This is a genomic window from Streptococcus infantis, from assembly GCF_047464415.1.
GTDB lineage: Bacteria > Bacillota > Bacilli > Lactobacillales > Streptococcaceae > Streptococcus > Streptococcus infantis_AE.
The window spans coordinates 1-4,703 of sequence record NZ_JASHBX010000034.1 but is presented as its reverse complement, the minus strand read 5'-3'; the positions used below and the strand labels follow the sequence as shown (position 1 = coordinate 4,703).

Genomic DNA, 4,703 nt, shown 5'->3' with positions numbered 1-4,703 from the left:
GCCGCCTGATCTTTCCCATCGCCCTGTACGGATCCAGAATGGCCCCATAAGTGATTTCCAATACTAATTGTAAGATTCACACATTGTCCAGCATACTCGTCACTTCCAGGATTATACCATCCTGTAGGCTTAGCATAATCCATGCCTAAGCTCTTAGGATCAATAATGAATGGTTTCAAACTATCTGGTAAGTCTTCTGGTTTATACCCCCACGCAGTCGCATCTGAAGGGACAGTTCCCGTTCCATCGGTACTGCTGCCTGATTCTCCACATCCACTGTTTTCAGCTGAAGAAGACACCGCACTATCTGAAGAACCGACATCTTGTGTACTGGATCCTTCATAAGGTTTCTCACCATGAGCAGCAATAGCTTCCTTATCAAGCCACTGATACTTCGTACCTAGTTTTTGGTACATATCAGTTAGTTTGCTCTTATAAGTGCCATCTGTGGCCCATCCACCATCTGCTATAGCAGATAGGCTAGCAATACCATTTGTATTGTTTATAGCCCCTTTATAGAGTGTCTGGTGAGCCATAAACTCAGCTTTCCCTACGATCCCTGCATCGTAGCTAGAGAACCAAGTATAAGCTCCTCCTGTACCGTCTCCGACATTCGCTCCAGGCTTTGTCCCACTTAAATCAACACTATCTTCACCATACGTCGCAAGAGTAACTGGAAAATTACTTTTACTAGAGGTTTTAACACCTCCCATATTGTGAGCTTTCCAGAAGGAAGTACCATTAGGATTCGTAAAATTGAACCCATTCTCTATCATCGTTTGAGTGATAGAAGCTGAAGGTAGGAAACCTCCTGCCTTCCAAGACAGGATATAGGCTTCCTTGTGCTTTTTTACAAAGTCATCGATGGAACCATCAGCTGAAGAAACTGTGGAGTCGCCAGTTGAAGATGTTGTTTCTACAGCACCACAATCATTTCTTCCATTATTGGTTACAGCTCCCATTATCCCAACTAACATGGTTATCCCAACATTGATAATTAATAGGAGGGCCACAAAAGGAATGAGGATCTTCAGTTTAAATATTTTTTTCATGGATACCTCGCTTATTTACCATAATCCTAATATTGTTCGCAAAATTCCATAAAAAACTAAAAATACAATAAATCCTATTCCAATCTTCTTGAGACCGTTCAAAAACTCCTTATCTCGTTCTTTTTGTGCTTCCAGGCGTTTTGGATCAGATTCTCCCTCTGAAGCGAAATAATCTCTTTCTTGTTGCATGCGATATTTACGAATCAATACGTATTGATCAAATCTCTGCTTAGTCCTGGCAATCATTCCTAGTTTATTTTTGGCCATTCTGGTTTACCTTCCTTTCTTACTCAATACCGCCATAGCGCTCAACTTCAGGGGCTAACAGCTGTTGGTTAAAGACCAGATTTCCTACCCCTGCAATATTCATGAATAACTGTCCTTTCGCCAGACGAGGCAAAGTCTCTAGTTCAGACTGGTTCATTGATCCAGATAAGGCGTTAGCTAGTAGAGGAACACTGGTTTCGTCCGTCTGAGCAAAAACTCTATATTGCATCAGACCAAAAATCCTCTGGACTGCCGTTACGTACGGATCCTTATGAGTGCCAATCCCCGTCTCAAACAGAATCCCTCGCAGTGAATTAACAGACAATACAACACCAGCAAAGTTTTCGCCCATTGTATCAATCATATCAGCCAGAAGGTTGACACTACTTTCATGCTTAGGGTCAATGAGTGTCTGTGCCCCACTAATATTGACAATATAGTGCTGCATATCCATCTCCGTTAAGTCAGGACGTCTCTTCAGTAATTGCTTACAGCGTTTTCCGTTATTGACAATATCAGCTGAGACAAGTGAAAGAACAGAGAATATCTGAACATTTAACAAATGAGGGGCGTTCTTCAACCCTGAGAAGTCAAATGTTACAACTTGCTCTGAAGAAATATCTTGAAATTCGGTTGTTCCCTCGAAAATTTCTGCGTTTGTTGTCAATAGTTCGTTAAACGTATTGTAAATACGCTTAACAGCCTTGTGTTCGGCTTTATCCGCACTAGTTTGTTCCAGTCGACGTTTGTAGGCATCAACAAACAAAATGAAATCAGACAGAATAGGATACTGTTCCTTCACAATATCCGTCGCTTTCAGTTTTTCTGGATTCAACGAAGGATTTCGAGCCCACAATTCTTCTTCAATATAGAACTCATTCAAGAGGGTTCCAAATGTGATTAAATCGTCTCCTGTCACTTCATTATTCAGGAGTTTATAGATACTCTTCAGTTTCTCGATGTGAAGGTTGTAAGATTTTTTCTTATCAATTTCAGTTCCTGCCTCATTGGTTACTGTCGGAAATACCTGGAAGATATTGATACGGTTGGACTCACCTGATAAATCAAAAATCAGTCCATGTTGTTTTCGTGTCTGATCAAGAAACTGGCCAGTAGCATCAAAGTTACGAATATAATGCCCCTTCGCATAGAGACCGTCTGTGTGTTTCATAAGAAAAGATCGCTGTCCCATCTTTGGATTTCCAGATAGGATCATAAAGGAGCGTGTTCTTTTCTCGTCACGTTCTAGAAAATTGAAATTTACCGCTCCATTTGTTGGAGTCCAACCCAGATAAAAACCCTTCTCATCTTCTAGTTTCGTATGATTAAAGAAATATCCACCAGCTATTGAGTGAGCTGGAGTCGGTATTCCTCTTCGATGATTGGGCAAATCAATCTGATATTCAGCTGGAATAAATGGAGCATGGTATTCAAAATCTAATTCTCCAGACAGAATAGTGGATTTGAATTTCGACGTTTTGTCTTTGACCTCTTCAACCTTCTTGAATAATTCTTCTTTGGTTGATGCGAACGTAAAGACACGAATATACATCCCGTACATAGCTATATTTTGCTTATCAATTTCACGGCTTAGTTTATTCAGATTCTCAATTTCATCCAGTTCTTTCCGATTATTGGTTAGTTTGCTATTGTTTGTAATCCGTGTTGACTTCTCTTCAATAGAGTCCTCAATCTCTTTTTGAAGCTGTCTGTTATCCTCCTTGTACAGTGACAGGAAGGAACGTGTACCAGGAATCAACAACAATTCAGAAAGCCAAAAACGATCCATCCCTTCAGTTGGATACTCATAATAGTGTAAGACCGTATGGTGCCCATCTCCACTTATCCAGGAGCGGTCATCCTTTTGAAAATCAATATTTCCTTGCGGTTGAATCTGACTAAGAAAAGCAAGGTCATATCCTTCATTTTTTAGTTGTCTTTGTCTACGTTTTGATAAATCAGGCATGCTATCTCTCCTATACTTTCTCATTCATATTGTTGTATTGCTTTATTATCTGAATTTTCTTCCTGTAGTTGATATCTTGCGGAACAAAATCATTATTTCCATAGGTTTTAGCCTTCCGAACCAATTCGTCCAATTCGGTTGTTGTGGGCGCAAATAGCCACAGAATGAACTCTGTATTATAGACTTCTTGTCGGATACTTTCTTCAACCTTAATTTGGCTTTGAAGCCAAATTTCACGATCCTTGAGTTGTAAAAAACGTCTATCGTTTACTGATAACTTAGACATATCTTGTCGCACTAAATCCAAATGATGGCGCAAGTCAGAAATTTGCGTGTCTGTATTTGTTGGCAAAGTTGTCGTCTCCACTTGGATATTCGGTCCAAATCGAGTCAACCAGGTTTCAAAATTTTCAATGGTTCTCATAACCTCGTTATAAGACATCGATCCTAAATCTTTACCTGGTATCTCCATCAGCTGCAAGTATCCATAATCAACTAACTGGATATAAGCCTGGCTGTTTGGAATGATTGATTTTACATCCAACAACTCAACGCAAGAATGCAAATCAAAATATTCCTGCGTTTGTTTCTTTGTTTCTTGAATACGTCCCAGCGGACGTTTCTTATTTTTTGGGGGTTGAGTTTGTTTAATCGCCATTATGGTTTTCTCCTTCTGATGTAATTTAAGCTGATATAACGTTTTCTTCTTCGTCTGAAGAAAAGAAACATGCTGTGCCAATTCTTTTTGCCACCGTTGGCTGGCAATACAAGATATAAACTCATGACTGGTGTCAACAAAATGAATGCGAACATCTGTATCCACTGACTTTTAGGAAAGATTTTTAAGCCAACGCTCAAAGCGATTACGCCAGTAATTCCTACAAAAGCAATATCTAGAATAAGAAGACCTATAATCTTGATTTTGGCATAGATATCTCTAGGTACACCGTATTTTTCACCGTACATTGATTTCTCCTTTACATTTGTTTTGACACTCACATTATAATGAATAATCGAAAATATCTTTTAAAGGGACAATAGCATTTTTGCCATTGTCTTTCAGGAAAGAATTGTATAAAAAGTTATATACTTTTTTGAACAATAAAAGAAGCCTCAATCTTGAGACTTCTTAACTAGATCAAAGAATGATTCTTCAGAAAGGAAAGTGATGAATTGACCGTCTGATATTCGTCTAAGCGCTTCATCATGCTTTTTAGACCTTTTATCTAGATCAAAAAGATTCAACTGCTTGTGTCCTAAAACCAATATATCTGTCCTTGAAGATATATAGTTTTGAACGACAGCTCCTTTACTTTCTAAAAAGCGTATGGCTTCTTCTCGAGTTAGAGGACGTAGACTTCCTGTGATAACAATGTTCTTTCCTGTTAAATCCATAGTTCAGCCTATTCTTCTTCGTC

At 39.0% G+C, this 4,703-nt stretch carries 6 protein-coding genes; all 6 read right to left on the bottom strand.

What is annotated here, in order from left to right; translation table 11 throughout:
• The coding region (locus QM460_RS10200) for a glucosaminidase domain-containing protein (RefSeq protein WP_414290038.1) at positions 1–1,052 on the bottom strand (1,052 nt) is incomplete at its 3' end.
• A gap of 15 nt (positions 1,053–1,067) precedes the next feature.
• Positions 1,068–1,319 (bottom strand): hypothetical protein, encoded by a 252-nt coding sequence (locus QM460_RS10195; RefSeq protein WP_001107251.1) that lies wholly within the window; start codon positions 1,317–1,319, stop codon positions 1,068–1,070.
• A 19-nt stretch (positions 1,320–1,338) separates the two neighbouring features.
• Complete coding sequence (locus QM460_RS10190; protein WP_414290037.1) at positions 1,339–3,285, bottom strand: virulence factor; 1,947 nt, start codon at positions 3,283–3,285, stop codon at positions 1,339–1,341.
• A 10-nt stretch (positions 3,286–3,295) separates the two neighbouring features.
• The gene (locus QM460_RS10185; protein WP_009730725.1) at positions 3,296–3,943 is read right to left on the bottom strand and encodes a hypothetical protein; all 648 of its coding nucleotides are present in this window, start codon (positions 3,941–3,943) and stop codon (positions 3,296–3,298) included.
• Positions 3,943–4,251: a DUF5592 family protein gene (locus QM460_RS10180; protein ID WP_006154524.1), complete on the bottom strand. Its 309-nt coding sequence runs from the start codon at positions 4,249–4,251 to the stop codon at positions 3,943–3,945. Before QM460_RS10180 ends, QM460_RS10185 begins: the two co-directional genes overlap by 1 nt.
• A 147-nt stretch (positions 4,252–4,398) precedes the next feature.
• Complete coding sequence (locus QM460_RS10175; protein ID WP_009730726.1) at positions 4,399–4,680, bottom strand: BRCT domain-containing protein; 282 nt, start codon at positions 4,678–4,680, stop codon at positions 4,399–4,401.
• Positions 4,681–4,703: the final 23 nt, after the last annotated feature.